The organism is Billgrantia tianxiuensis, from assembly GCF_009834345.1.
Lineage (GTDB): Bacteria > Pseudomonadota > Gammaproteobacteria > Pseudomonadales > Halomonadaceae > Halomonas > Halomonas tianxiuensis.
In genome coordinates this window covers 4,684,253-4,709,532 of the sequence record NZ_CP035042.1, presented here as the reverse complement: position 1 = coordinate 4,709,532, position 25,280 = coordinate 4,684,253, and the positions used below count along the sequence as shown (strand labels likewise).

The following is a 25,280-nucleotide window of genomic DNA, read 5'->3' as shown; positions in this document are numbered from 1 at the left end:
GCGTCAACCCCTAAAATGGTCGCCGAGTCAAAACGACCCATACATGTAGAGAAAAGTTGAAGGAAGTCGCCGTGAATCCGGTCAAGAAAACGTTTCAATACGGTCGCAGCACCGTCACCCTGGAAACCGGGCGCATCGCCCGCCAAGCCACCGGTGCCGTCATGGTCACCATGGACGAAACCGTGGTGCTGTGCACCGTGGTGGCCCGCAAGGACACCAAGCCAGGGCAGGACTTCTTCCCGCTCTCCGTGCACTATCAGGAGAAGACCTACGCGGTCGGCAAGATTCCCGGTGGCTTCTTCAAGCGCGAGGGGCGTCCCACCGAGAAGGAGACCCTTACCTCGCGGCTGATCGACCGCCCGATCCGTCCGCTGTTCCCCAAGGGTTTCATGAACGAGGTGCAGGTCATCTGTACGGTGCTCTCCACCGATCGCAACCATGACCCGGATATTGCCGCCATGCTTGGCACCTCCGCGGCGCTGGCGATCTCCGGCGTGCCGTTCAACGGCCCCATCGGTGCCGCGCGCGTCGGTTTCAACGAGGAGAAGGGCTACTTCCTCAACCCCACCGTGGAAGAGCTCACCACCTCCGAGCTGGACATGGTCGTGGCCGGTACCGAGAAGGCCGTGCTGATGGTCGAGTCCGAGGCCCAGGAGCTGCTTGAGGACGAGATGCTGGGTGCCGTGCTCTACGGCCACCAGGAAATGCAGACGGCCATTCGTGCAATCAACGAGCTGGCCGCCGAGGCCGGCAAGCCCAAGTGGGACTGGCAGCCCGCGCCCGAGAACACCGCGCTCAAGCAGGCGCTGGCGACGGCCTTCGAAGCCAAGGTCGGCGAAGCCTATCGCGTCACCGACAAGATGGCGCGTCAGGATGCGCTCGCTGCGCTCAAGGAGCAGGCAGTGGAGCAGCTGGCCGGTGAGGAAGAGGGCCAGTTCGATGCCGAAGAGGTCAAGGGTGCCTTCGCCAGCCTCGAGAAGCGTGTGGTGCGTTCACGCGTGATCAAGGGCGAGCCGCGCATCGACGGCCGCGACCAGAAGACCGTGCGGCCGCTGGCCATCGAGGTGGGCAGCCTGCCCAAGACCCACGGTTCGGCGATCTTCACCCGTGGCGAGACCCAGGCGATCGTGATCGCCACCCTGGGCACCCTGCGCGATGCCCAGCTGATCGAATCGCTGGAAGGCGAACGCAAGGATCGTTTCCTGCTGCACTACAACTTCCCGCCCTACAGTGTGGGCGAGGCCGGCTTCATGGGCGGTCCCAAGCGTCGTGAGATCGGCCATGGCCGCCTGGCACGCCGTGGCGTGCAGGCGATGCTGCCGGAAGAGGCGGATTTCCCCTATACCATCCGCGTGGTCTCCGAGATCACCGAATCCAACGGTTCCAGCTCCATGGCTTCCGTCTGCGGTGCCTCGCTGGCACTGATGGATGCTGGCGTGCCGATGAAGGCACCGGTAGCGGGCATCGCCATGGGCCTGGTGAAGGACGACAACGGCTTTGCCGTGCTCACCGATATCCTCGGCGACGAGGACCATCTGGGCGACATGGACTTCAAGGTGGCGGGTAGCGCCGCCGGTGTCACTGCGCTGCAGATGGACATCAAGATCGAGGGCATCAACGAGGAGATCATGGAGATCGCCCTGCAGCAGGCTCACGAAGCCCGCCTGCACATCCTCGAGCAGATGAACACGGTGATCAGCCAGAGCCGCGCCGAGATCTCCGAGAACGCGCCTTCCATGGCCACCATCAAGATCGACCCGGAGAAGATTCGCGACGTCATCGGCAAGGGCGGTGCCACCATTCGCAAGATCTGCGAAGACACCGGCGCTTCCATTGACCTGGACGACGACGGTACCGTGCGCATCTACGCCGAGGACAAGGTGGCGGCGAAGAAGGCCATCGACACCGTACTCGCCATCACCGCCGAAGCCGAGATCGGCAAGCTCTACCGCGGCAAGGTGGTGCGTATCGCCGACTTCGGCGCCTTCGTCAACATCATGCCGGGGACCGACGGTCTGGTGCACATCTCGCAGATCGTGCCCGAGCGGGTCAACGACGTGCGCGATTTCCTCAACGAAGGTGACGAGGTGGTGGTCAAGGTGCTCGACATCGACAACCGCAACCGCGTGAAGCTCACCATCAAGGAGATCACGCCGGAAGAGAAGGCCGCCTTCGAAGCCGAGCAGGCCGAGACCGCGCTGTAAGCGTACTCGACGCCGTAACGCGAACCGCCCCCATGGCCACAGGCCATGGGGGCGGTTTTTTAGCATCGCGGCTGATCCGGCGACAGGCCTTTGCGGAGGCGCTGTAAACCCTTCCCTGGGCGCTACTTTTTCCTTCCCTGGCAAAAGACCTCCGCTACGTCCTGCCCCCGGCGCCGCTCGTGCCGCGGTACGTGCTTAGCGCTCGATGGCGAGGGCGACACCCTGCCCACCACCGATACACAGCGTGGCCAGGCCCTTCTTGGCGTCGCGGGCGATCATCTCGTGCAGCAGAGTGACCAGCACGCGGCACCCGGAGGCGCCGATGGGGTGGCCCAGCGCAATGGCGCCGCCGTTGACGTTGACCTTGGAAGTATCCCAGCCGAGTTCCTTGTTGACCGAGAGTGCCTGGGCGGCGAAGGCCTCGTTGGCCTCGACCAGGTCGAGATCTTCCAGGCTCCAGCCGGCCTTCTCCAGGCAGCGGCGGGTGGCTGGTGCCGGGCCGATGCCCATGATCGACGGGTCGACGCCGGCGTTCGAGTAGCCGGCGATGCGCGCCAGCGGCTCAAGGCCGAGTTCACGGGCCTTGTCGGCGGAGCAGATCATCACCACGGCGGCGCCGTCGTTGAGCGAGGAGGCGTTGCCGGCGGTGACGGTGCCGTCCTTCTTGAACGCGGGGCGCATGCTGGCGAGCTTGTCGGCGGTGACCTCGCGCGGGTTCTCGTCGGTATCGAAGACCACCGGGTCGCCCTTGCGCTGGGGGATCTCCACCGGCACGATCTGCCCCTTGAAGCGTCCTTCCCTGATGGCGGCGGCGGCCTTCTGCTGGGAGGCGGCGGCGAACTCGTCCATGGCTTCGCGGGTGATGCCGTACTTCTCGGCCAGGTTCTCCGCGGTGATGCCCATGTGGTAGTCGTTGAAGGCGTCCCACAGGCCGTCATGCACCATGGTGTCGATGGCCTTCCAGTCGCCCATGCGCTGGCCGTTGCGCGAGTTGGGCAGCACGTGGGGTGAGGCGGACATGTTCTCCTGGCCACCGGCGAGGATCAGTTCGGCGTCGCCGCAGCGGATCGCCTGGGTCGCCAGGTGCAGCGCCTTGAGGCCGGAGCCGCAGACCTTGTTGATGGTCATGGCGGGCACCGCGGCGGGCAGACCGGCCTTGATGGCGGCCTGGCGCGCCGGGTTCTGGCCTACGCCAGCGGTGAGCACTTGGCCGAGCAGCACTTCGTCGATCTGGTCGGCAGCCACGCCGGTCGAGGCCAGAATGTCCTTGATCACCAGGGCGCCGAGATCACTGGCGGGAATGCCGGCAAGCGATCCCCCAAAGGCGCCGATGGCGGTGCGGCGGGCGGCAACGATCACCACGTCTTTCATTGGAATTCTCCTGAGTCGTTCGCTGACGTTAGCGGGACCAGCATAGGCGACAATTGTGCACTGCGGCAATGCCTCCTGGCGATTGCAGAGAACGGTGCCACAAGCTGCCTCGGCCGATCAGGCGAACTGGACGGGAATGGCGTTGCTGGTATGGCTAACGGCGTTGCCTTCCTGCAGGTAGACCAGGCTTGGCTGGTGAGTTTCCAGTTCGGCCTCGCTGTAGTGAGCATAGCTGCAAATGATGACGCGGTCGCCGGGGCCGGCGAGGTGGGCGGCGGCTCCGTTGATCGAGATGACGCGCGAACCCTCCTCGGCGCGAATGGCATAGGTGGTGAAGCGCTGGCCATTCTCGACGTTGTAGATCTGGATCTGCTCGTTCTCGCGAATGCCGGACATGTCCAGCAGCTCGCCGTCGATGGCGCAGGAACCTTCGTAGTTGAGCACGGCGTGGGTGACGCGGGCCATGTGCAGCTTGGCCTTGAGCATGATGGTGTACATGCGGACGCTTTCCTCGGGCGTGGGAGGCCGCCTTAGCGCGGCAGGGTCAGGGTCAGGTTATCGATCAGGCGGGTCGTGCCCAGGCGGGCTGCGGCCAGCAGCACGGCTTCACGAGTCTCTGCGGTCACCGGTTCGAGACCGACGGCGCGAAGCTCCAGGTAATCGGGAACGAAGCCACATTCCTGCAATCGGTTCAGGCCCGTGGCCAAGGTGGCCTCGACGGGCTCACCGGCCTCGAGTTTCTCGCGCAGCATGGCAAGGGTGCGCTGAAGCTCGGGTGCCGTGGCGCGTTCAGCCTCGTCGAGATAACCGTTGCGCGAAGAGAGGGCTAGGCCATCGTCGGCGCGCACGATCGGCACGCCGACGATCTCGATGGGGAAGTGCAGGTCGGCGACCAGCTTCCTGATCACCGCCAGCTGCTGGTAGTCCTTCTCGCCGAAGCAGGCCACGTCGGGCTGCACCAGATTGAACAGGATGCTGACCACGGTGGCGACACCATCGAAATGGCCAGGCCGCGAGCCACCACACAACCCCTCGCTGACCACCGGTACGCGAACTTGGGCGAGGTCCTGCAGGCCGTTAGGGTAGAGTGTGGCGTCGCTGGGTGCGAACAGCAGGTCACAGCCGGCGCTTTCCAGCTTCGCCTGGTCGTCGAGCAGGGTGCGCGGATAGGCGTCGAGATCCTCCCTGCGCCAAACTGCAGTGGGTTGACGAAAACGGTGGCCACGACCACATCGGCATGGCGCCGGGCAGCTGCCACCAGCGCCAGATGACCCTCGTGCAGGTTGCCCATGGTTGGCACCAGCCCGATGCGCTGGCCGCGTTGGCGGAATTCGCCAAGCGCTTCGCGCAGCTCAGGAATGTCTTGCAGGGTACGCATCAGCGGGCTCCAGAAGGTAGCGAGCGAGAGCTAGAAGCAGTGCTCCTCGGCAGGAAAGCGTCGCGCCTTGACCTCTTCATGATAACGGCGGAATGCGCCGGCAATGTCGTCGGCTTCGGCCATGAAGTTCTTGACGAAGCGCGGCGTGCGGCCATGGGTGACGCCGAGCACGTCATGCATGACGAGAATCTGGCCGTCGGTGTCCGGGCCGGCGCCAATGCCGATCACCGGGACCTCGAGGGCTTCGGTGATGGCGCGGCCGAGGCTTGCCGGCACGCACTCGAGCAGGATGACCGAGGCGCCCGCCTCGACCAGGGTACGGGCGTCTTCCAAGATCTGGGCGGCACGTTCGGCGTCGCGGCCCTGCACCTTGTAGCCGCCAAGCTGGTAGACCGTCTGCGGCGTCAGTCCCAGGTGGGCGCACACCGGCACGCCGCGGCGGGTCAGCTCACGAATGCCCTCGGCCATCCATGCCTCGCCCTCGACCTTGACGATCTCGGCGCCGGCGCGCATCAGCACGGCGGCGTCTTGCAGCAGGCGTTCGGTGGTGGCATTGCTCATGAACGGCAGGTCGGCCATCAGCAGGCTGGGACCCTTGGCACGTGCCACACAGCGGGTGTGATAGGCGATCTCGTCGATGGTGACCGGCAGGGTGCTGGCATGCCCCTGCAGCACCATGCCGAGGGAATCGCCGACCAACAGTACCTCGATGCCGGCATCAGCGGCGGTACGCGCGAAAGAAGCGTCGTAAGCGGTCAGGCAGCTGAAGGTTTCACCTGCGCGCTTGTAGGCCTGCAGCGTGCTTAGCGTGACGGTTTTCATGGCGTGCTCTCGTTGTGTTTCAGGGCGCCTGAGCCGGGGCACGGCGTCCAGTGCTGCGCGTGATTGTTACCAGAATGCGGCAGTCGTGTCGACCGGTAACACCTTGCGCCTCAGTTGCTCCTGCAAGGTAACACTTTGACCTCGCCTGCTGCAGAGTGGGTTCCCGCCAGCTCGGCGATACGACGTCCATCCGGCAACCGCAGCTGCGGTGCCAGCTCGACGAGCGGCAGTAGAACGAAGTCACGTGCCGTCATTTCCGGATGCGGCACGCGCAGCCGCGGCAGCGACAGCGTGTCATCACCGTACAGTAGCAGGTCGAGGTCGAGGGTGCGGGGACCCCAGTGGCGCTGGCGAATTCGGCGATGACGTTGTTCCAGTGCCTGCAACTGATCAAGCAGGGCGAGAGCGGAGAGTCGCGTTCGCAGGTGGGCGACGGCGTTGATGAAATCCGGTTGGTCCTGGGGGCCAACTGGACGACTGACGTAGAGCCGTGATGCGGCAAGGCATCGGGTCAGTGGCAGTGTGCCGAGTTCGTCGAGTGCGCGGCGGACCTGGTCGACCGGGTCGTCGAGGTTACTGCCAAGCCCGACGTAAACATCGATGAACGGCGTCATGAGTTGCCGGGTGAGCTGCGCCGACGCCGTTTGCGTGGACGCCGACGGCGCGTCTTTCCGCCTGGATCGCCTTCGCCGCCGGCTTTCTCGAGCAGGCGCCGCTGTTCGTGCTCGTCGCCTTCCTGATAAGCGGTCCACCATTCGCCGAGGCCAGGCTCGATCTCACCCGCGGCCTCACGCAGGAGCAGGAAGTCATAGGCGGCTCGAAAGCGCGGATGCTCACGAGTTTGCGGTGCGCGCTTGCCGCGACGCTGGGGCAGGCGCTGCTGAAGGTCCCAGATGTCGCGCATCGGCATGCTGAAGCGTTTGGGAATCGAGATATGCTGCAACTGGCGCGACAAGACCTGCTGCGAGGCAAGCTGCAGCGCCGGGATGGGCGGCGTGCCTTCGGCTTCCAGAGCGGTCTGACGGCGCTGTACGGGCCCCCACAGCAGGGCGGCGAAGAGAAAGGCCGGGGTCACCGGGCGTTCTTCGTGGATACGCTTGTCAGTACTGGCCAGGGCCTGCTCGATGAGCGGGGCGGCCCAAGGCAGCTCGGCCATGATTTCCTCGGTTTCAGGAAACAGCATGGCGAACAGGCCGTAATGGCGCAGCAGACGGAAGGTTTCGACACCATGCCCGGCCATGAACAGCTTGAGCACCTCGTCGAACAGCCGCGCCGGAGGAATCTGCAGCAGCAGTGGCGCCAGCTCCTTGATCGGTGCTTCCGAGCCGGGCGCGATATGGAAGTCCAGCTTGGCGGCGAAGCGAACTGCACGCAGCATGCGCACCGGGTCTTCGCGATAGCGCACGGCCGGGTCGCCGATCAGGCGCAGGGTGCGCGTTTCGATGTCGCGCATGCCCTCGGCAAAGTCGTGGATCGAGAAGTCGGCGATGCTGTAGTAGATCGCGTTGACGGTGAAGTCGCGGCGAATGGCGTCTTCCTGAATATTGCCCCAGACGTTGTCGCGCAGCAGCAGGCCATGCTCCGATTGCTGCGCGATATGGTCGCCATGGTCGTCGCCGTGAGTGCCGCGAAAGGTGGTGACCTCGATCACCTCGCGACCGAAGCGAACGTGAACGATGCGAAAGCGTCGGCCAATGATGCGTGAATTGCGGAACAGCTCGCGCACCTGCTCCGGCGTTGCATCAGTAGCGACGTCGAAATCCTTGGGCATCTTGCCGAGCAGCGAGTCGCGAATGCAGCCACCGACCAGATAGGCTTCGAATCCGGCATTGTGCAGGCGATAGAGTACCTTCAGTGCCGGCTCGCTGAAATGCTGGCGCGAAACGGGATGCTGATCGCGGGGGATGATTCGAGGGCCAGACTGCCCCCGGAAGCATCCTGAGGGCCGAAGAGTGTCCTGAAATGTGCACCAGGGCTCTGTAGAAAGCGGGTAAATCCTTTGAACATGCGGCGATTTCGACTCGCAGTGTGCGAAAGTTGTAGAGTGTAGCCGACCACCGACACCTTGCAAAGCGCCGGGCGGATTCACCGCAAGCACATCGTTGGAGCGGGCATAGCAAAAGAGGAGGCCGTTAGGCCTCCTCTGACAAGCTAAACGGTGCTGCGTCCTTGCGGCTGCTTCTTCTTCGTGATGGCGCATCGCCTTGAATACGCACCACAGTCACCAAGAGTCACAGGTAAACAGTGTTGTTGTGATTGTTGACGTTCCTGGTTGCGACCGCCTCGTATTCAAAACAATAATCCAACCACGACGGCATGGATGATATGCCTGCCTTCGGCTTGTTGATGTTGTTGCCGAAGGTGCGCGCTTGCGGCCATTGTTTTTGTTGTGGGCCGGGGTTGGCGCGTCGCGTCCTGATGGATCCGGTGCTTCGCTCGGGTCTTGTTGTTGTTGGGCAAAGCGAAGAGCGGCTTCTCCGAGGCATGTTGTTGTTATTGCCCCTGGCCGCGTCTCTTTCAGCCTGCCGTTGTTTTTGTTGGCGCAGGCTCTGCCTCCCATGATGCCTTGTTGTTCTTGTTGGCTCGGGTGGCAGCCGGATGTTGTTTTTCTTGTCTTGTATGTTGCACGGCACATGCCAACGTCGTTTTTTGTGTATTAAGAACAGTGGGTTATGAGTTCGTCTCCGAGGTGGCCTGGCTCTGCATGGCAGATGTGTTACCCCTGTTGCGCCATGTCGGGGCAAATTCTGGGTGGGAAGGTAACACCTGGTGCATGGCGGTCCGGCCGGGCAAGAAAAAGCGCCTTCGGTGAACCAGTCGAAGGCGCTTGAACGTTAGTCGTAGAGAGAGCTGTAGAGAGCGTGCCCGATAGGTCAGGCGCTGCTGCGTCGCGCCTGCTTCTTGCGCGGAATGCCCAGTCGCTGGCGTCGTTCCCAGAGGCACTTACGGCTGATTCCCAGCTTCTGGGCGAGCTCGGTCTCGCTCATGTGGTCCTGGTGTTCCAGCACGAAATGCTGGAAATAATCCTCCAGCGAGAGGTCCTCCTCGGCATTCTCCTCGTCTTCCACCGCCGGATTGGCGGGCATCGGTCGTGGTTCGGTCGTTCCACGGGGCTGTGATGCCGGGCTGCCTGACAGCCCTAGGTCATCCGGGTGGATCAGGTGGCCTTCGGCGAGGATAACGCCACGTTCCAGGGCGTTCTCTAGCTCGCGCACATTGCCGGGCCAGGGGTAATCGCGAATTTCACGCCGCGCCGCGCGCGATAGGCGTAGCCCCTCGCGGTGGTGACGCTTGCAGGCCTTTTCCAACAGCACTTCGGCGATCCGCAGAACGTCGTCCTCGCGCTCGCGCAGCGGCGGCAGGTCGATCTGCATCACGTTGAGCCGGTAGTAGAGGTCGAGGCGGAACTCACCGGTCTTGGAGAGTGCTCGCAGGTCACGGTGCGTGGCGGCGATCAGGCGCACGTCGACATGGCGCGTTTCCACTGAGCCGATGCGGCGGATCTCGCCCTCCTGAAGTACCCGCAGCAGACGTGCCTGGGCATCCAGCGGCAGCTCGCCGATCTCATCGAGAAACAGGGTGCCGCCATCGGCGGCTTCGACCAGGCCGGTGCGGGCGGCGCTGGCGCCAGTGAAGGCGCCCTTCTCATGGCCGAACAGCTCCGATTCGATCAGCGTCTCGGGAATGGCCGCGCAGTTGACGCAGATGAGGGGCGCATGGGTGCGCTGGCTCTGCTGATGAATGGCGCGGGCCACTAGTTCCTTGCCGGTACCCGACTCACCCTGGATCAGTACGGTGACGTCGGCAGGCGCCGTCTTGCGAATGCGGGTGTAGACCGCCTGCATGGCCGCGCACTCACCGATCATCTGTTGGCGCGAGCCCCCGGCATCGGTGATATCAGGCGGTGCGGCGCGATGCGACGATTGCTGATGCAAGACGCGCGACACGGTTTCCAGCAGCTCGTCATGGTCGAAGGGCTTGGCCACGTAGTCGACGGCGCCCTGCTTCAGCGATTCGACCGCCGAGCGCATGCTGGCATAGCTGGTCATGATCAGCACCGGCACTGGTGCGGCCTGTTCGATCAGGTCGGTGCCGGGCTCGCCGGGCAGGCGCAGATCGCTGATTACCAGGTCGAAGCTGCGCGGCTCCAGCGCGAGCGCCTCATCCACACAGCCGGCCTCGCTGACCGCGTAGCCGTGGCGCTCCAGCAGCCGGCGTAGCGCAGTGCGGATGATAGCTTCGTCTTCAACGATCAGAATCCGGCTCATCGGTATGTTCACCATCCTCTCGTTCGGTGGGCAGCCATAGACAGATGCGAGTACCGCGCTGCTGTCCTGGGGGCGGTGATTCGATCTCGATCCTGCCATGATGCTCGGCCACGATGCTGTAGACCAGCGGCAGCCCAAGTCCGGTGCCCTCTCCCGGTGGCTTGGTGGTGGTAAAAGGCTCGAAGAGGTGCTCGCGAACCCGGTCGTCGAGGCCATGCCCTTCGTCAGTCACGGTGACCTTCAGCATGCTGCCTTCGGGCACGGCATCGATCACCACCAGCCCGCCCGGTTCGCTGGCATCGCGCGCGTTGGTCAGCAGATTGATCATGACCTGCTGCAAACGTTGAGCGTCGCCGAGAACCGTCAAGTCGGCGGAGCAGCGGTTGTGGTAATGGACATCCTCGCCCGAGCGTGCCAACTGGATCAAGTGCAGTGCCTCGTCGGCGATGGTGGCGATGGAGACCGGGGCCAGCGTGGTGCCCTTGACGTGGCGGCCGCCGTGAGCGAAGCCGACCAGCGAGCTGACAATGCGCGAGATACGGTCGGTGAGCTGCTGGATCTGGCGTGCCGTCTCCAGCACTTCGGGATCGTCGGTGTCGTAGCGCAGGTTCTGCGCCAGTGACGAGATGCCGGTCACCGGGTTGCCGATCTCATGGGCCACCCCGGCCGCCAGCTGACCGATCGATGCCAGTCGTGCGGCATGTACCAGCTCGTCCTCCAGCCACTTCATCTCGCTGTGATCCTCGATCAGGATCACGGTTCCGCCGCGCACGTCGTCGTCGGCCTGTAGCTCGGCGCGATGCAGCGTCAGGTAGCGCGTGCCACCCTTGAGTTCGACCGGCTGCTTGTAGAGCTGGTCGCTGGGTGCGGCCAAGGCGCGGCCCAATAGCTCGCTCCAGGGGCTCGGCAGGCCGTCGCGGCGTGCCCCTACCACGCTCGAGCCATCGATGCCGGAAAGATCGGCCAGGGCATCGTTCCACATTAGCAACTCGTCATCGACGCCGAAGGCGCATAGCCCTACCGGCAGTCGGGCGAGAATGCGACGGTGGTAGCGGCGCAGACCGTCGAGTTCACGAGCCAGGCCGGTCAGTCGTGAGCGATAGGCCTCGAGCCGGCTCTCGACGAAGTGGATGTCATCAGTGGGCTCCTGGCCGCTGCGGCGGTAGGGCAGGTAGCGATCGACGATGTCCTGCGCCACCGAGGGGCCCATCAGGCCGGAGAGGTTGGCCTGGATGCGATCGCGCAGCCGGCGCAGGGCATATGGGCGCCCATCGAGCGGCGACATGCCAAGGTCGGTGAGCGCACGCTCCACTTCGCGCTGGGCCACCTCCTCGCCCAGGGCCTGGGCCAGGGGTTGCTTGAACTCCTCGCCGGTGGTGGCGATCAACGGCAGCCGCTTGGGGCGGATCACGGCGTCCACCGAACAGGCCTCGGCGGCGGCGCGTTCACCTTCGGAAGTGCGCGTGGCGAGCGACACGATGATGAAGACGAGTACGTTGAGTGCCAGCGATACCAGGGTTACCACGTACCAGTCTGGCTCCCCGGCGAGCAGCTCCAGACCCGGTGGGATCAGGATCAGGGTGGGCAGGCCGGTGAGCAATGGCAGCCACAGTCCGACGAGCCAGATCAATACTCCCACCACCAGGCCCGACACCATGCCCTTGCGGTTGGCGCCCGGCCAGTAGAGCAGTGCCAGCAGCCCCGGCAGGCACTGGGCCATGCCGACGAAGGCTGCGAGGGCCAGGGTGGTCAGGTCGTGATGGACGCCGACCGTACGGTAGAACAGCCAGCCGCCCAGGATGACGATGGCCATCAGCGCCCGGCGCAGCCAGCGCAGCCAGCGGTAGAGGTTGGGTTGCGCTTCGGGCGGGTGGGCCACCAGAAGGACATGATTGAGAACCATGCCCGACAGCGCCATGGCGATGATCACCATGGTGCCGCTGGTGGCCGCCAGGCCGGCGAGGAAGGCCAGGGCCTGGATCCAGAACGACTCGGACAGACTGAAGGCGAGGTAGGCGGCGCCGATGGTGTCATGCGTACCCAGGCGCTGGCCGGCCCACAGGATAAGCGGCACGGGAATCGCCATCAGCAGCAGGAACAACGGCAGCGACCAGCTCGCCTGCAGCAAGGTATGGCGCGACAGGGTCTCGGCGAAGGTGATGTGGAAGATGTGCGGCATCAGCAGCGCGGCGGCGAAGAACAGCAGCAGCAGGGTGCGCCAGTGGGCGGCGTCGGGCTGCATCACGCTGGCCTGGTAGGCCTGTCCGGGGCCATCCAGCCAGCTTTGTAGATCGGCGGGGCCTGCGAAGACGACGAACAAGGCAAAGGCGCCCAGCGCCAGCATGGCGACGAGCTTGACCACCGACGTGAGCGCGATCACGGCGAGCAGGGTGTCGTGCCGGGCGGTGCCCTTGCCACGGCGAGTGCCGAAGGTCATCGCGAACAGCGCGATCAGTAGACACAGGGCCAGGGCGAACAGGGATGGTGAGGTGGTGCCGGTCATCAGGTAGGCGGCGTCGCCCAGAGTCTGGACCTGCAGCGCCAGTAGCGGCATCACGGCCAGCAGGCTGATCACGGTGATCAGAGTGCCGACCCAGCGCGAGCGAAAGCGGAAGGCGAACAGGTCGGCCAGCGAGGAGAGCTGGTGGGTGCGGGTCATGCGCTGGATCGGTACCAGCAGCACCGGGGCCAGCAGGAAGGCGCCGGCCACGCCCAGGTAGTAGGCCAGGTAGCCATAGCCCGAATCGGCCGCCAGTTCCAGACTGCCGTAGATCGCCCAGGCGCTGGCATAGACGCCGAGCGCCAGGGTGTAGACGGCCGGATGGCGTGTCACCCTGCGGCTGAGCCAACCTCGCTCCACCGCCAGTGCGCAGAGGAACATCAGCAACAGGTAGCCGGCGCCCAGGACGAAGACGCTGGTCAGGCTAGCGCTCATCGAGTTTTCTCTTCTGTTCGAGCCACAGCGTCAGGGCGATCAACACGCCCCAGATAGCGAAGGGGCGGTACCAGGCCACGCCGGGGCTAGACCAGCCGCTCATCAGCAGCGGCGAGAGCAGGTAGCCGCCGAAGACCAGGAACAGCATGATGCGATAGACGTACATGGGGGCTCCTCACTCCCTGCGATGGGCCTCGGGACGGATTCGGCACGGTTCCCAGTGGCCAATGGCCCAGGCAAGCTGCTCCTGCACCGGCGCTGTTCTCAGCTCGACGGGCGGCGCCTGGTCGAGAGAGACAAGGGCGCCATGCAGCAGCGGACGCACCAGAGCGTCCTCGAGCGGCAGCGCGGGGGCCAGGTTCTGCTTCGACAGCTTCTGGCCTTCGCGATTGACGATCAAGGGCAGATGGAGGTAACGCGGCTCGGGCAGGCCCAGCGCGTGCTGCAATTGGCGCTGCCAGGGTGTGTTGTCGAGCAGGTCATGGCCTCGCACCACATCGCTGATGCCTTGGTCGGCATCGTCCACCACCACGGCAAGTTGGTAGGCCCATAGCCCATCCTTGCGCCGGAGCACCACGTCGCCGAGGACGGCGGGATCGAAGCGCTGCTCGCCGAACAGCCGATCCTGCCAGACTACCGGACGCAGGCCGAGATCGCTGCGCAGTCGCCAGGCAGCCGGCTGGCCTGGCGCGCACGGACCTTTACGGCACCAGCCAGGATAGATCGAATGTTCACGCCACTGCTTGCGCGAGCAAGTGCAAGGGTAAGCCAAGCCCAGTGCCTCGAGCCGCTCGAGCGCGGCAGCGTAGGCCGGGGCGCGGTCGTGCTGCCAGAGCACCGGGCCGTCCCAGTGCAGGCCGAAGACCTCGAGCTGGCGCAGGATGGTATCGGCCGCTCCCGCCGGGCAGCGCGGTGGATCGATGTCCTCGATGCGCAGTAGCCACTCGCCGCCGGTGCGGCGGGCATCGAGAAAGCTGGCCAGGGCCGCGATCAGCGAACCGAAGTGCAAGGGGCCCGAAGGCGTGGGGGCAAAGCGGCCGCGGTAGCCGGTCATGATTGGCTCCTGGCAACGGTGTCCGACATGCAAACGGGCACCCAGCGGTGCCCGTTGCGAAACGGCATGACGCTCACCGAAGAGGCATCAGCCGCCGAGCTGTTTTTCCTTGAGCTCGGCCAGGGTCTTGCAATCGACGCACAGCGTGGCGGTAGGACGTGCCTCCAGGCGACGAATGCCGATCTCGACGCCACAGGCCTCGCAGAAGCCGTAGTCGTCTTCATCGATCTTCTCGAGCGTCTCGTTGATCTTCTTGAGCAGTTTGCGTTCGCGGTCGCGGGTACGCAGCTCTAGGCTGAAGCCCTCTTCCTGGGTGGCCCGGTCCGCGGGGTCGGCGTAGTTGTTCGCCTCTTCCTGCAGATGGCGCACCGTGCGATCCACTTCTTCCATGAGCTCCTGTTTCCAGCCCAGTAGGATCTGTCGGAAGTGCTCAAGCTGCTGCTCGTTCATGTACTCTTCACCCGGTGCCGCCTCGTACGGGGTGAATTTTTTGGGCGCTTCCGCTTTTTTGTCTGCTACTGGCATGGGACTGCCTCATTACTTGAGTGACTGCTGATCAATACCCGCCGCACGTCGTGCAAGGTATCTCACGCCAAAGGCATGCTTGTTTATCGGAATTCGACGAGTTTTGCAATACCCCACGAATGCAGGCGGGGCCTCCCAGCAGGCCGAATCGATGGTATGGTTTTTTGACCGCTGAAACGGTAGAAGTGCCCACCGGCGGTCGTTTAATCAGTATTCAGGAGACTTAGATGCCGTGGAATTCGCGCGTTGAACGCGTCGCGCCCTTTCGTGTGATGAGTCTGCTGGAGGCTGCCCAGGCACGCGAGGCGGCCGGGCACGATGTCATCCATCTCGAGGTGGGCGAGCCCGACTTCGCCACCCCCGAGCCGGTGGTGGCGGCTGGACGCGCGGCGTTGGCGGCCGGCCATACGCGCTACAGCCCGGCGGCGGGGCTGCCGGTGCTGCGCGAAGCGATCGCCGGGCACTATGCCGCGCGCTTCGGTGCAGAGGTCGATCCCGCCCGGATCCTGGTCACGCCGGGGGCTTCCGGGGCGCTGCTGCTGGCCAGCCAACTGCTGGTCGGTCGCAGTGATCGAGTGCTGATGGCCGATCCCAACTACCCCTGCAATCGCCACTTCATGGCCCTGGCCGGCGCCGAGGTGGACAACGTGCCCATCGGTCCGCACAGCGGCTGGCAGCTCGATGCCAGCCTCATCGCACGGCACTGGCAAGACGCGACCCGGCTGGTGATGCTCGCCACGCCGTCCAACCCTACCGGCCATATGCTCGATGCGGCACAGCTGAAGGCGGTGGCCGACACGGTGGCCGAGCGCGGCGGTTACCTGCTGGTGGATGAGATCTATCAGGGTCTCAGCTATGACCTCGAGCCGCTGACGGTGGCGTCGCTCACGCCGGATGCCTTCGTGGTCAACAGCTTTTCCAAGTACTTCGGCATGACCGGCTGGCGCCTAGGGTGGCTACTGGCACCGCAGGAGGCCGTGGAGCCGCTGACCCGGCTGGCACAGAACGTGTTCCTCGCCGCGCCTACTCCGGCCCAGCATGCGGCGCTGGCCGCCTTCACCCCCGAGTGCCGAGAGCTGCTCGAGGCGCGCCGCCACGAACTTGGCCGGCGCCGCGATGCGCTGCTGGCGGGTCTCGCCCGGCTTGGCCTGGCGCCATCGCTGCCGCCCCAGGGGGCCTTTTACCTGTGGCTCGACATCTCGCGCTACAGCCGCGACAGCCAGGTCTTCTGCCAGCGCCTGCTGGAGGAGGAGAATGTCGCCATCACGCCCGGGGTCGACTTCGCCGTGAACGGCGGCGAGCACCACGTGCGTATCGCCTTCACGACCGGTATCGCCCGCCTGGAGGAAGCGGTGAGCCGACTCGAGCGCTTCCTGGCGCGTATGTAGGAGTCGAGATGGAATATCCCCGCCTGGTTCCCGGCGTGTTGTTGCGTCGCTACAAGCGCTTTCTCGCCGACATACGCCTTGACGACGGCCGCGAAGTGGTAGCCCACTGCCCCAATACCGGCTCGATGCGGGCAGTCAACGTGCCGGGCTGTCGCGTGTGGCTGGCGCCCAGCGACAACCCGGCTCGCAAGCTGGCCTGGACCTGGGAGTTGATCGAGCTGACCCAGCCCGACGGTAGCGTGGCGCTAGCCTCGGTGCATACTGGGCGTACCAATCGCATCGTCGAGGAGGCGCTGAGCGCAGGGCGGGTACCGGCGCTGGCCGGCTATGCCACGCTCAGACGCGAGGCCAGGGTAGAGGGAGCGCGGCTCGACTTTCGCCTCGACGATGACGAGCGTGGCAGCGCTTACGTCGAGGTCAAGCAGGTGACACTCAAGGAGTTCGATGGCCACGGCTACTTCCCCGATGCGGTGAGCGAGCGAGGCCGCAAGCACCTGCTGGCGTTGGCGGCCCTGTCCGAACAGGGGCAGCGTGCGGTGCTGCTGTTCTGCGTGGCCCACACCGGTATTCGCGACGTGGCCCCTGCGGCACATCTCGACCCGGCCTATGCCGCCACGCTCCGGGCCGTGGTCGAACGGGGCGTGGAGGTGGTGGCGCACGGCTGCGAGGTCGGCTGGCAGAACGGCAGCCCGGTGGCGATCACGCTGGGGGCCCGGCTTCCGGTGTCACTCACCCGCCAGGTGAATGTTGCCCTCGGCATCGATTGAGATCGGCAGCGCTTCCAGGAAGCGCCCTTGGCAGGGGCCGAATACGCATTCGCCGGTTTCCGGCAGAAACAGCGCGCCGTGCATGCCGCACTGTATCAGCTCGCCGCCCGCCTCGAGAAAATCCCCCTCCGGAAGATTGAGCGGTACGCCCTGGTGAGGACAGCGGTTGACGAAAGCGCTGACCTGGTCGTGCACGCGCACCAGAAAGACGTGGCGGCCGTCGGGCAACGTCAGGCCGTATGAGGCAGAGGCCTCGAGCTGGCCCAGCCGAGCGATGATGTCAGCCATGCTCAGCGATCGATATGGAAGCGCTGGATGAAACCCACTTCGGCCGGCTCCTGGTTGCGGTCGTAGCGAACCTCGAGCGCGAAATGCATCGGCTCGTCGTCGCGGATGCGAAACACCGCAACCTGCGACTGTGTACTGCCTTCGCGCAGGGTGCGGAACTGCAGCGGCGTGCGCTCGCCCTGGAGTTCACCTACCGTGCCACTGACCGAAGCGTTGGTCGGGCGCAGTTCGCCATCGACATCCTCGAGCACGCTGACATTGAGCAGCGCCAGGGCGGGACTGCGCTGGATGCCATGGGCCTCGGTCACCGATTCGGGCAGGAAGCTAGTGCTCACGGCACTGTAGTGAATCTGGTAGTTGCCGATCCTCTCGAACTGCTGGGCCTGGCCCGAAAGCGGCAGCAGCCCCAGCAGCAGGACAACGGCCAGAGCACGATGGTACGACAACAGACATTTCAGCATGGCGCTCTCCTTGACTAGGCTGCCGGTCGACGGCTGGCGGTCATCGGCGATCCTGGCGCTCGACGCGGAATATCGCGATTTCACCGAACAGGTTGGGCCATAGCCGCGTGGCCCAGTGGCCTTCGCGGTCGCCGATACCCACGGCCCGGTCGGTGATGCGCAGCCCCTTCTCGCGGCACAGGTGCTCGAAGTCGTTGAAGGTCGACAGGTGGATGTTGGGCGTATCGTACCAGGCGTGCGGCAGCGACTTGGAGACCGGCATGTAGCCGCGAATGCCGAGGTGCACCCGATGACGCCAGTAGGCGAAGTTGGGGAAAGTGATGATGCACTCATCGGCTACCCGCAGCATTTCGTCGAGCATGCGATCAGGACGACGCAGCGCCTGCAGCGCCTGGGTCATGATCACCAGGTCGTATGTGTCGTCCTCGAAGTGGACCAGCCCCTCGTCGAGGTTCTGCTCGATCACGCTGACGCCTTTGGCGATGCAGGCCGTGATGCCCTCCGGATCGATCTCCAGGCCGTAGCCGGTGACGCCCTTGTCCCGCGCCAGGGCCTCGAGCAGAGTGCCGTCACCACAGGCCAGATCGAGGATGTGGGCACCCTCAGGCACCCAGCGATGAATCAGTTCCAGGTCGGCGCGCATCATGCTCGTTTCTCCAGGCCCAGTTCACGGGCGACGCGTGACATGAAGGCGGAGAAAACCGCCTGGTAGCGCGGCTCCGGCAGCAGGAAGGCGTCATGGCCGTGAGGCGAGTCGATGTTGACATAGCTCACCGGCTTGCCGGCTCGTGTCAACGCGTTGGCCAGCTCCCGCGAGCGTGATGGCGGGAAACGCCAATCGCTGGTGAAACTCACCACCAGAAACGTGCACCGGCTAGGAGCGACGGCATCGGCCAGCACGCCGCCATGCTCCGCGGCCGGATCGAAGTAATCCAGCGCCTTGGTCATCAGCAGGTAGGTGTTGGCATCGAACGCGGTAGAGAAGGTATCGCCCTGGTAGCGCAGATAGGATTCGACCTGGAACTCGACGTCATAGCCGAAATTCAGGTCCTCGCTGCGCAGGTCGCGGCCGAACTTGCTGCCCATGGCATCTTCCGAGAGGTAGGTGATATGACCTACCATGCGCGCCAGCTTGAGGCCGCGCTTCGGAGCGGTGCCGTGCTCGGTGTACCAGCCGTCGTGGAAATCCGGGTCGGAGCGGATCGCCTGGCGAGCCACTTCGTTGAAGGCGATGTTCTGCGCCGAGAGCTTGGGCGTGGCGGCGATGATGGCCGCGTTGGCGACCCGCTCGGGGTAGGTCAGGCTCCACTGCAGCGCCTGCATGCCACCGAGGCTGCCGCCGATTACGGCGGCGAAGCGCTCGATGCCCAGGCGATCGGCCAGGCGTGCCTGGCTGTGCACCCAATCGCTCACCGTGACCATGGGAAAGTCGGGGCCCCACAGGCGTCCCGTGGCAGCGTTCGTGCTGTTCGGGCCGGTACTGCCGTGGCAGCCGCCCAGGTTGTTCAGCGAGACCACGAAAAAGCGGTTGGTGTCGATCGACTTGCCCGGGCCGATGTGGGCATCCCACCAGCCGGGCTTGCGCTCGTCGGCGTCATGATAGCCGGCGGCATGGTGATGGCCCGATAGGGCGTGACAGATCAGCACCGCATTGGAGCGTTCGGCATTGAGCGTGCCGTAGGTCTCGTAGACCAGATCATAAGCCGGCAGCGTCCTGCCGCAGGCCAGGGCCAAGGGGTCGTCGAAGTGCGCCGTCTGCGGCGTCACCAGGCCGACCGAGTCATCGGGAAACTCGGGCATGTGTCGTTCTATGTCCAGTCGTTGAGGTCCGCCAGAGGCGGACGGCGCCTCACAGGCCCACCAGGGCGCCGGCGATACCGGCGGCACGGGTCAGTGCGCCGACCACGATACCATCGATGAGGCTGATGGCGATGAAGACCACGATGGGCGACAGGTCGATCATGCCCAGCGGCGGGATGACCCGGCGCACCGGTGCCATGATCGGTTCCACCAGTTGCATGATCAGCAGCGCCCCGGGGTGGCTGGCGTTAGGAGCCACCCAGCTCAGGATGATCATCACGATCAGCGCGAAGAAGTAGATCTTGAGAATGGCATTGGCGATGGCAGCCACGGCGCCGATTGCTACCTGGGTGACGGGAGGCATGCCAAAACCGGCGATTTGCAGGATTGCCACGATGCTGACCGCCTTGAGCACGAAGGCAGCCGCCAGAGTGGCTAGATCGAAGCGTCCCAGCACCGGCCCCAGAAAGCCCTGGAAGGGGCGAACCACAGGCTGGGTGATCTTGACCACCGACTGGCTGATGGGGTTGTAGTAATCGGCCCGCGATGCCTGCAGCAGGAAGCGCAGCATCATCAGGAACAGATAAATATTGATCAGGGTGTTGACCAGCAACAGGCCGGCATTTCCCAGTTGGCCCATGTGGGCTCCTCCCTACTCGTCGAGATGGCCACCCGAACGGCCGGGCGGCACGAAAGCTAACGCTGGCCGAGCTCTTCGGCCATTTCACGGGCGCGGGCGGCGCAGGCTTCCATGGCATCGGCGAGGATGCCGCGCAGGCCGGCCTGCTCGAGATGCTCGATGGCGCGCTCGGTGGTGCCGCCCGGGGACATTACGTTGCGCTTGAGCCGATCCGGGGTGAGGTCGCTCTGCTGGGCCATGCGAGCGGCTCCCAGGGCTGTCTGAATGGCCAGGCGCCGGGCGGTCTCGGCCGGCAGGCCAAGCTTCACGCCAGCCTCCTCCATGGCTTCGAACATCAGGAAGAAATAGGCCGGGGCGCTGCCGGATACCGCAGTCACGGCATCCAGCAGGTTTTCCTCTTCCACCCACTCGACAATCCCCACGGCCTCGAGCAGTTCGCTCGCCAGGGTGCGCTGCTCGGCACTGACTTCGGGAGTGGCGTAAAGACCGGCGGCGCCGGCGCCGACCAGCGACGGGGTATTGGGCATGCAGCGTACCAGCGGCAGGCCGCCGCCCAGCCAGGCTTGCAGCGATTCGGCAGTGAGGCCGGCGGCTACTGAGATGACCAAGGGGCGCTGACGTTGCAGGGTATCGCGTAGCCCCTCGCAGACATCACGCATTACCTGTGGCTTCACGGCCAGCACCACGACATCGGCGTCGCGCACCGCCGCGGCATTATCGGTATTGGTACGGATGCCGAAGCGCTCGTGCAGCGGTGCCAGGAAAGCATCGCTTGGGGAAGTGGCGGTAATGGCGGTGGCCGGGTGGCCATTGTCGATCATGCCGCCGATGATGGCGCTGGCCATGTTGCCGGCGCCAATGAAGGTGACTCTGCTGGCCATTGCGATCTGTCCTTCTTCTGTTATGAGCGTCCGGCTCGCACCGGTACGCATGCATCGTTTAACGACGCGATGTGTTGCGCGCGCCGAAGATGGCCGTACCCAGTCGTACCAGGGTGGCTCCTTCGAGTACGGCGGCTTCCAGGTCGTCGCTCATGCCCATCGACAGGGTATCCAGCGGTGCATCGGGAAAGCGCTCGCGCAGCGACTCCAGCGCTTGGCGCAGCCGCGCCAGGGGTTCACGCTGGCGAGCCGGGTCCGCGGCCGGTGCCGGGATGGCCATCAACCCACGCAGGCGCAGGCGCGGCATCGAGAGTACCGCTTCCGCCAGTTCCTCCAGCTCGTCGAAGGAGACTCCTGACTTGCTGGCCTCGTCGCTGACGTTGACCTGCAGACACACCTCGAGTGGTGCCAATGCCTCGGGGCGCTGATCGTTCAGCCGTCGCGCGACCTTCTCGCGGTCGACGCTGTGGACCCAGTCGAAGTGCTCGGCTACGGCGCGTGTCTTGTTGGCCTGCAGTGGGCCAATGAAGTGCCAGACGATCCCCTCCAGGTCGACGAGCTCGCGTTGTTTCTCCAGCGCTTCCTGTACGTAGTTCTCCCCGAACTCGCGTTGGCCAAGCTGCCAGGCCTCACGGATCATGTCGGCTGGCTTGGTCTTGCTGACCGCCAGTAGCCGTGCGGCATCGGCAGGACGACCGGCGGCTGCCAGGGCATCGGCCAGACGCCGGCGAGCGCTGACCAGCGAGTTGGAAAGCATGGGGTCCGTCATCTCAGCCACAGGAAGTCCGTCCTGTCCGCAAGTCTGTCATACTCACTGGAACCTTAACCGGGGAGCAGGGGAAACGCATGGATATTACCGAACTGCTGGCGTTTTCGGCAAAGCAGAACGCCTCCGATCTGCATCTGTCGGCTGGTTTGCCGCCAATGATTCGGGTCGATGGCGACATCCGCCGTCTCAACGTGCCGGCCCTGGAAGATCGTGAAGTCCGCGAGCTGATCTACGGCATCATGAGCGACCGCCAGCGCCGCGACTACGAGGAGTTCTTCGAGACCGATTTCTCCTTCGAGGTCCCCGGTGTGGCTCGCTTCCGCGTCAACGCCTTCAACCAGGCCCGCGGAGCCGGTGCGGTATTTCGCACCATCCCCAGTGAGGTGCTGACCATGGAGGACCTGGGTTTGGGCGAGGTTTTTCGCCGCCTGGCGCTGCTGCCGCGCGGCCTGGTACTTGTCACCGGCCCCACCGGCTCGGGCAAGAGTACCACTCTGGCCGCGATGATCGACTATATCAACGATCACCGTTACGACCATATCCTCACCATCGAGGACCCGGTGGAATTCGTTCATCGCAGCAAGTGCTGCCTGATCAATCAGCGCGAGGTGCATCGTGATACGCATGGCTTCGCCCAGGCGCTGCGCAGCGCACTGCGCGAAGACCCCGACGTGATCCTGGTGGGCGAGATGCGCGACCTCGAAACCATCCGGCTGGCGCTCACCGCCGCCGAGACCGGCCACCTGGTGTTCGGCACCCTGCATACCACCTCGGCGGCCAAGACCATCGACCGGATCATCGACGTCTTCCCGGGCGAGGAGAAGGCCATGGTGCGCTCGATGCTATCGGAGTCGCTGCAGGCGGTCATCTCCCAGACCCTGCTCAAGCGTCGTAGCGGTGGGCGAGTCGCGGCCCACGAGATCCTCATCGCCAATGCGGCGGTGCGTAACCTGATCCGTGAGGACAAGGTGGCGCAGATCTATTCCGCTATCCAGACCGGCGGCAGCCTGGGCATGCAAACTCTCGATGCCGCCCTGGCCAAGCTGGTCTCCGAGGACGTGGTCAGTCGCGATGAGGCGCAGGTTCAAGCCAGGAACGCGCTGGCCGTTTGAGCATCCGTTTTTTTCGCATGAGCCTCATGGCCAGGTCTGGCTCGAGCATTCCTCAACCTGCCCGCTATCGTCCCCCAGCAAGCTTTGTCGGCCATAATGGCGGTCGTTGCCTGGCCTCTGTCTCAGGGAGCGTAGACGCCGCCGAGCACGCGCGGGCCGGCGGCGCCGGTAACGCTGGGCAGATTGCCGGGCATGCCTTCCAGGCGACGCCAGGCGAGCCAGGCGAAGGCTCCTGCTTCCAGCCAGTCGGCTGGCCAGCCCCAATCGCTGCTGGGCACCAGAGCCGTCTCGGGCAGGCGCTGGGCCAGTCGGTAGAGCAGGTCGCGGTTATGCGCACCTCCCCCGCAGGGGATCAGTGCCGTGGCGACCGGCGCGCCGACCAGCTCACGTGCCATCTCGATTCCCAGAGCCACGCTGGTGGCGGTCAGCTCCGCCAGCGTGGCCTGAACGTCCTCGGCACGTTCCCGCCCCGTCAGGTGTTGACCCAGCCAGTCGAGATGGAATACCTCGCGTCCGGTGCTGCGCGGCGGGGGACGATGAAAGAAGGGCTCGGCGAGCAGGCGCTCCAGCAGCGTTTCGTCCACTCGGCCCGATGCCGCCCAGGCGCCGTCAGCATCGAAGCGGCCGCCGCGGTGCCGCGCGTACCAGGCATCCAGCAGGGCATTGGCCGGGCCGGTATCGAAGCCGATGACCTTGGCATTGCTCTCCCTCGGCGGCAGCAGTGTCAGATTGGCGAAGCCGCCCAAGTTGAGTACCAGTTGCCACTGCTCCGGTTGTCGGAACAGTGCCTCGTGGAAGGCCGGTGCCAGTGGCGCGGCCTGACCGCCGGCGGCGAGATCGCGGCGGCGAAAGTCGGCTACTACCTGGCAGCCGGTCAGCTCGGCCAGCAGGCTGGGGTTGTCGAGCTGTAGGGTATAGGCGGGGCCTTCAGCGTGTCCCCAGGGCGCGTGCTCAATGGTCTGGCCGTGGCTGCCGATGGCGGTAATCTGCTCGGTTGCGATGCCATTGCCTGCGAGCAGATGCCCGACCGCAGCAGCCTGGAGCCGGCAGAAGGCATCCTCGGCGCCGGCCAGCTCGGCGAAGGCGACTCGTTCGGCCTGGCAGAGTTCGAGCAACTGCTCACGCAGCGTTTCGGGCATCGGCTCGGCGTGGGTGGCAAGCAGGCGCGCGCTCCCCGTGGAGTCGATCTCGACCAGGGCGGCATCGATGCCGTCCAGGCTGGTGCCGGACATCAGGCCCACGAACAGTGCCATCTCTATTTTCTCCCTTAGGCTGGGGGGACCGCGAGGCATCAAGTCATGCTACCATCGTGCCCCATTCGATGGACCCTGCCCGCAAGGGCGATCAACGTATTTGGAGTGGGAGACGATGAGTGAGGTCGCAAGCGCGCTGGCGCTGCTGAAACGAGGCACCCAGGAGATCCTGCTGGAGGACGAGCTGATCAAGAAGCTCGAGTCCGGCCGCAAGCTGCGCATCAAGGCGGGCTTCGATCCCACCGCTCCCGACCTGCACCTCGGCCACAGCGTGCTGCTGACCAAGATGCGCCAGTTCCAGGATCTCGGCCACCAGATCATCTTCCTGATCGGCGACTTCACCGGTCGCATCGGCGATCCCACCGGCAAGAACGTCACCCGCAAGCCGCTCACCGAGGAAGAGGTCCGGGTCAATGCCCAGACCTACAAGGAGCAGGTGTTCAAGATCCTCGATCCTGAAAAGACCGAGGTGCGCTTCAACTCCGAATGGTTCAGCCAGCTCACCGCGGCCAAGATGATCGAGCTGGCCGCCCAGAGCACCGTGGCGCGCATGCTCGAGCGCGACGACTTCGACAAGCGCTACAAGTCGGGCCAGCCGATCTCTATCCACGAATTCCTCTACCCGCTGGTGCAGGGCTACGACTCCGTGGCGCTCGAGGCCGACGTCGAGATGGGTGGCACCGACCAGAAGTTCAACCTGCTGATGGGGCGCGAGATCCAGAAGCACTTCGGCATGGAGCCGCAGGTGGTCATCACCATGCCGCTGCTCGAGGGGCTCGACGGCGTGCAGAAGATGTCGAAGTCGCTGGGCAATTACGTCGGCGTCGACGAGGCGCCGGGTTCGATGTTCAACAAGCTCGTCTCCATGCCCGACAGCCTGATGTGGCGCTACTTCGAGCTGCTCTCGTTGAAATCGAATGAAGAGATCGAGGCGCTCAAGCGCGACGTCGAGGCCGGCGCCAACCCGCGCGACATCAAGATGATCCTCGCCCGCGAGCTGATCGGGCGCTACCACGGTGAAGAGGCCGCGGCCAATGCCCACAAGTCGGCCGGCAACCGCCTGGCCGAAGGCGAGCTGCCCGAAGACCTGCCCGAGGTGGAGGTCGACTTCGAGGGCAGCGCTCAGGCGCCCATCGCTGCGGTGCTCAACCGGGCGGGTCTGGCCAACAACAGCGCCCAGGCCAAGGACATGCTGGGCAACGGCCGGGTCAAGGTCGACGGCGAGGTCGTCGCCAAGGATGCCATGCTCGACACCGGCAAGAGCTACGTGATTCAAGCCGGCAAGAAGCGCTACGCCCGGGTCACGCTGCGCTGATCTATTCCACGGCCCCGAGGCCAACTGATTACAAGTCAGTTGCTTCTAC

Annotated in this window: 22 protein-coding genes and 2 pseudogenes; 5 read left to right on the top strand and 19 right to left on the bottom strand. The window is 64.9% G+C overall.

The genetic code is table 11. The features are described from left to right. Nucleotides 1-71: 71 nt before the first annotated feature. Nucleotides 72-2,204 carry a polyribonucleotide nucleotidyltransferase gene (gene pnp / locus EKK97_RS22065; protein WP_159555244.1) on the top strand — a complete coding sequence of 711 codons (2,133 nt, stop codon included), beginning with the start codon at nucleotides 72-74 and terminating at the stop codon, nucleotides 2,202-2,204. A 195-nt stretch (nucleotides 2,205-2,399) separates the two neighbouring features. Here pnp and EKK97_RS22060 read toward each other — a convergent pair whose 3' ends face one another. The 11 genes and pseudogenes from EKK97_RS22060 to dksA form a co-directional block, all read right to left on the bottom strand. After that, a complete protein-coding gene (locus EKK97_RS22060) occupies nucleotides 2,400-3,575 on the bottom strand; it encodes an acetyl-CoA C-acetyltransferase (RefSeq protein WP_159555242.1) in 1,176 nt (391 codons plus the stop codon). A gap of 117 nt (nucleotides 3,576-3,692) precedes the next feature. After that, nucleotides 3,693-4,073: an aspartate 1-decarboxylase gene (gene panD, locus EKK97_RS22055; protein ID WP_159555240.1), complete on the bottom strand. Its 381-nt coding sequence runs from the start codon at nucleotides 4,071-4,073 to the stop codon at nucleotides 3,693-3,695. Between the two features lie 32 nt (nucleotides 4,074-4,105). After that, a pseudogene (gene panC / locus EKK97_RS22050) lies at nucleotides 4,106-4,953 on the bottom strand (pantoate--beta-alanine ligase). A gap of 30 nt (nucleotides 4,954-4,983) precedes the next feature. Next, nucleotides 4,984-5,775: a 3-methyl-2-oxobutanoate hydroxymethyltransferase gene (gene panB / locus EKK97_RS22045; RefSeq protein WP_159555238.1), complete on the bottom strand. Its 792-nt coding sequence runs from the start codon at nucleotides 5,773-5,775 to the stop codon at nucleotides 4,984-4,986. Nucleotides 5,776-5,885: 110 nt separating this feature from the next. Then, on the bottom strand, nucleotides 5,886-6,389 hold the full coding sequence (folK, locus tag EKK97_RS22040; protein WP_159555236.1) for a 2-amino-4-hydroxy-6-hydroxymethyldihydropteridine diphosphokinase: 504 nt from the start codon (nucleotides 6,387-6,389) through the stop codon (nucleotides 5,886-5,888). Next, nucleotides 6,386-7,782 (bottom strand): annotated as a pseudogene (pcnB, locus tag EKK97_RS22035) (polynucleotide adenylyltransferase PcnB). The gene folK and the pseudogene pcnB overlap by 4 nt, the downstream one beginning before the upstream one ends. An 866-nt stretch (nucleotides 7,783-8,648) precedes the next feature. Then, nucleotides 8,649-10,043 (bottom strand): sigma-54-dependent transcriptional regulator, encoded by a 1,395-nt coding sequence (locus tag EKK97_RS22030; RefSeq protein ID WP_159555234.1) that lies wholly within the window; start codon nucleotides 10,041-10,043, stop codon nucleotides 8,649-8,651. After that, nucleotides 10,021-12,978 carry an ATP-binding protein gene (locus EKK97_RS22025; protein ID WP_159555232.1) on the bottom strand — a complete coding sequence of 986 codons (2,958 nt, stop codon included), beginning with the start codon at nucleotides 12,976-12,978 and terminating at the stop codon, nucleotides 10,021-10,023. The genes EKK97_RS22030 and EKK97_RS22025 overlap by 23 nt, the downstream gene beginning before the upstream one ends. Further along, entirely contained in the window at nucleotides 12,968-13,144 is a 177-nt protein-coding gene (locus EKK97_RS24075; RefSeq protein ID WP_197448823.1) for a hypothetical protein, read from the bottom strand. Before EKK97_RS24075 ends, EKK97_RS22025 begins: the two co-directional genes overlap by 11 nt. Before the next feature lie 9 nt (nucleotides 13,145-13,153). Then, nucleotides 13,154-14,032, bottom strand: coding sequence for a tRNA glutamyl-Q(34) synthetase GluQRS (gene gluQRS / locus EKK97_RS22020; protein ID WP_159555230.1), 879 nt, complete (start codon nucleotides 14,030-14,032; stop codon nucleotides 13,154-13,156). 87 nt (nucleotides 14,033-14,119) lie between these two features. Further along, a complete protein-coding gene (gene dksA, locus EKK97_RS22015) occupies nucleotides 14,120-14,557 on the bottom strand; it encodes an RNA polymerase-binding protein DksA (RefSeq protein WP_111415238.1) in 438 nt (145 codons plus the stop codon). 227 nt (nucleotides 14,558-14,784) lie between these two features. Here dksA and EKK97_RS22010 point away from each other — a divergent pair, with 227 nt between their 5' ends. Then, on the top strand, nucleotides 14,785-15,945 hold the full coding sequence (locus EKK97_RS22010) for an aminotransferase class I/II-fold pyridoxal phosphate-dependent enzyme (RefSeq protein ID WP_159555228.1): 1,161 nt from the start codon (nucleotides 14,785-14,787) through the stop codon (nucleotides 15,943-15,945). An 8-nt stretch (nucleotides 15,946-15,953) separates the two neighbouring features. After that, nucleotides 15,954-16,712, top strand: coding sequence for a DNA/RNA nuclease SfsA (gene sfsA / locus EKK97_RS22005; RefSeq protein ID WP_159555226.1), 759 nt, complete (start codon nucleotides 15,954-15,956; stop codon nucleotides 16,710-16,712). Here the strand turns inward: sfsA and EKK97_RS22000 are convergent. From EKK97_RS22000 to EKK97_RS21970, 7 genes are read right to left on the bottom strand one after another with little or no spacing between them, the layout of a single operon-like run. Further along, nucleotides 16,671-17,000: a Rieske (2Fe-2S) protein gene (locus tag EKK97_RS22000; protein ID WP_159555224.1), complete on the bottom strand. Its 330-nt coding sequence runs from the start codon at nucleotides 16,998-17,000 to the stop codon at nucleotides 16,671-16,673. The two genes, sfsA and EKK97_RS22000, sit on opposite strands and share 42 nt — an antisense overlap. A 2-nt stretch (nucleotides 17,001-17,002) precedes the next feature. Then, nucleotides 17,003-17,461 carry a DUF4426 domain-containing protein gene (locus EKK97_RS21995; RefSeq protein WP_159555222.1) on the bottom strand — a complete coding sequence of 153 codons (459 nt, stop codon included), beginning with the start codon at nucleotides 17,459-17,461 and terminating at the stop codon, nucleotides 17,003-17,005. Nucleotides 17,462-17,501: 40 nt separating this feature from the next. Beyond that, complete coding sequence (metW, locus tag EKK97_RS21990) at nucleotides 17,502-18,104, bottom strand: methionine biosynthesis protein MetW (protein WP_159555905.1); 603 nt, start codon at nucleotides 18,102-18,104, stop codon at nucleotides 17,502-17,504. Then, a complete protein-coding gene (metX, locus tag EKK97_RS21985; RefSeq protein WP_159555220.1) occupies nucleotides 18,104-19,261 on the bottom strand; it encodes a homoserine O-succinyltransferase MetX in 1,158 nt (385 codons plus the stop codon). The genes metW and metX overlap by 1 nt, the downstream gene beginning before the upstream one ends. Before the next feature lie 49 nt (nucleotides 19,262-19,310). Further along, a complete protein-coding gene (locus EKK97_RS21980) occupies nucleotides 19,311-19,901 on the bottom strand; it encodes a YggT family protein (RefSeq protein WP_159555218.1) in 591 nt (196 codons plus the stop codon). Between the two features lie 56 nt (nucleotides 19,902-19,957). Beyond that, nucleotides 19,958-20,782, bottom strand: coding sequence for a pyrroline-5-carboxylate reductase (gene proC / locus EKK97_RS21975; RefSeq protein WP_159555216.1), 825 nt, complete (start codon nucleotides 20,780-20,782; stop codon nucleotides 19,958-19,960). Between the two features lie 58 nt (nucleotides 20,783-20,840). Further along, on the bottom strand, nucleotides 20,841-21,551 hold the full coding sequence (locus EKK97_RS21970) for a YggS family pyridoxal phosphate-dependent enzyme (protein WP_159555904.1): 711 nt from the start codon (nucleotides 21,549-21,551) through the stop codon (nucleotides 20,841-20,843). Nucleotides 21,552-21,628: 77 nt separating this feature from the next. On the opposite strand from EKK97_RS21970, the gene EKK97_RS21965 reads away from it, so the two are divergent. Further along, complete coding sequence (locus EKK97_RS21965) at nucleotides 21,629-22,663, top strand: type IV pilus twitching motility protein PilT (protein WP_159555214.1); 1,035 nt, start codon at nucleotides 21,629-21,631, stop codon at nucleotides 22,661-22,663. A 122-nt stretch (nucleotides 22,664-22,785) separates the two neighbouring features. Here EKK97_RS21965 and EKK97_RS21960 read toward each other — a convergent pair whose 3' ends face one another. Beyond that, entirely contained in the window at nucleotides 22,786-23,916 is a 1,131-nt protein-coding gene (locus EKK97_RS21960) for an anhydro-N-acetylmuramic acid kinase (protein WP_159555212.1), read from the bottom strand. Nucleotides 23,917-24,031: 115 nt separating this feature from the next. Here EKK97_RS21960 and tyrS point away from each other — a divergent pair, with 115 nt between their 5' ends. Beyond that, complete coding sequence (gene tyrS / locus EKK97_RS21955; protein WP_086510431.1) at nucleotides 24,032-25,231, top strand: tyrosine--tRNA ligase; 1,200 nt, start codon at nucleotides 24,032-24,034, stop codon at nucleotides 25,229-25,231. Nucleotides 25,232-25,280: the final 49 nt, after the last annotated feature.